This window comes from Aminobacter sp. P4_D5 (assembly GCF_056401815.1).
The window spans coordinates 1-1,672 of sequence record NZ_JBFUIP010000354.1 but is presented as its reverse complement, the minus strand read 5'-3'; the positions used below and the strand labels follow the sequence as shown (position 1 = coordinate 1,672).

Sequence of the window (1,672 nt, the reverse complement as noted above, 5' to 3'; positions counted from 1 at the left end):
GGCCGATGCCTCGGCGCGCACCTGGGAAAGCTGGGCGATAATGTCGGCAGTCGGCGTGGGCGTTGGCGGCACGTGTCGCCGCACCGTCTGGCGCGTCTCAAGCGGTGCCGGTGCGAAAATCAACTCGCGCGTATCGTCAGTGGCATCAGGCAGCGGCATCAGCTTGGGGCTGACCGAGCGCGCCGACGTCTCCACCGGGCCGATGGCGACGGGCAACGGACGGCGCGACATGGCGGGTCCGAGTGCGATGAAATTGCCGCGTGCCAAGTCGCGGAACATTTCAGCCTGACGCCGCTCCATGCCGAGCAGGTCGGCGGCGCGCGCCATGTCGATGTCGAGGAATGTGCGGCCCATCAGGAAGTTGGAGGCTTCGGCCGCGACGTTCTTGGCGAGCTTGGCCAGACGCTGGGTGGCGATGACGCCGGCCAGTCCGCGCTTGCGGCCACGGCACATCAAATTGGTCATCGCACTCAGCGAGATCTTGCGCGCTTCGTCGGAGACTTCGCCGGCTACGGCTGGCGCAAAGAGCTGCGCCTCGTCGACGACCACGAGCACGGGATACCAGAAATCGCGCTCTGCATCGAACATGCCGTTCAGGAAGGCCGCCGCACCCCGCATCTGCTGCTCGACGTCGAGACCTTCAAGATTAAGTACGACGGAAACGCGATGCTGGCGGATGCGGCCGGCGATACGGGTGAGTTCGGCTTCGGTGCGCTGGGCATCGACCACGACGTGGCCGAAGCGATCGGCCAGCGTGACAAAATCGCCCTCCGGGTCGATGACGCATTGCTGCACCCAAGGTGCGCTCTGTTCGAGCAGGCGACGCAGCAGGTGCGACTTTCCCGAGCCCGAATTGCCTTGAACCAGCAATCGGGTCGCCAAAAGTTCTTCGAGATCAAGCTGAGCCTTCGTCCCGCCGGACGCTGCTCCCATCTCGATGCCTACCTTCATCCTCTTCCCCAGTTGAATCCTGCCGCACCGCGCCGCGAATCGGTATCGATTCCCGGAAGGCACAATACCCAGATTCAAAGTGTTTAAGCGCCTTTATGCGCCCGAATGGACGGGCAGCGCTCCAGTGGTGATCGCCATACTTAGCACCCCAAGACCGGCAATGCGCGGCCCGTATGGCGAAACCCACAAGAGAGGTGCTGCCTGCCGCCGCGTCAGGATTTGACCGGGAAAAATCAGTTCTTCTTGTCGTAGCTGTCGCGAATTTCCTGCATCGATTCACGAATTCGCTGGCGCAGGATCTCAACCGATTCCGTACCCGAGTTGCGCACGATCTGTGCAACCTCACCGGCATTCTTGAGCGCCGCCTCGAACGACCGCCTGGCGAAATCGGCCTGCTTGGTGAGCAATTCCTGCGGATTGCCGGGCGTGCGCATGCCTTGCGCAGCCTCGGTGACTTCGTGCAACGCGCTCTGGATCATCTCGCGCTGCTTGGCGACCAGCGACGAAGCGCCAGACGCACTTGCCTTGATCGACTTTTCCAGTGCCTCGAGGTTCTTGCGGTGATGACTGACGATAGCGTCGACATCGACCGCGGGCATCTTCAGATCGCGGCCGAACTTGGAAAACATGTCGGTGAAGGTATCAGGCTCAGGTTTCTTGGCCATGGCTCGCTCCCGTTTGGCTCCGGGCCCTCCCGGAGGTCGCAAGGTCAGAATAGTGC

2 protein-coding genes are annotated in these 1,672 nt (G+C 62.4%); both read right to left on the bottom strand.

Annotated elements, in window-relative coordinates:
* On the bottom strand, positions 1 to 951 hold a 951-nt coding region (locus tag AC1DWF_RS31795), incomplete at its 3' end, for a helicase HerA domain-containing protein (protein WP_476842539.1).
* Positions 952 to 1,184: 233 nt separating this feature from the next.
* Complete coding sequence (locus tag AC1DWF_RS31790) at positions 1,185 to 1,616, bottom strand: phasin family protein (protein WP_476783715.1); 432 nt, start codon at positions 1,614 to 1,616, stop codon at positions 1,185 to 1,187.
* Positions 1,617 to 1,672: the final 56 nt, after the last annotated feature.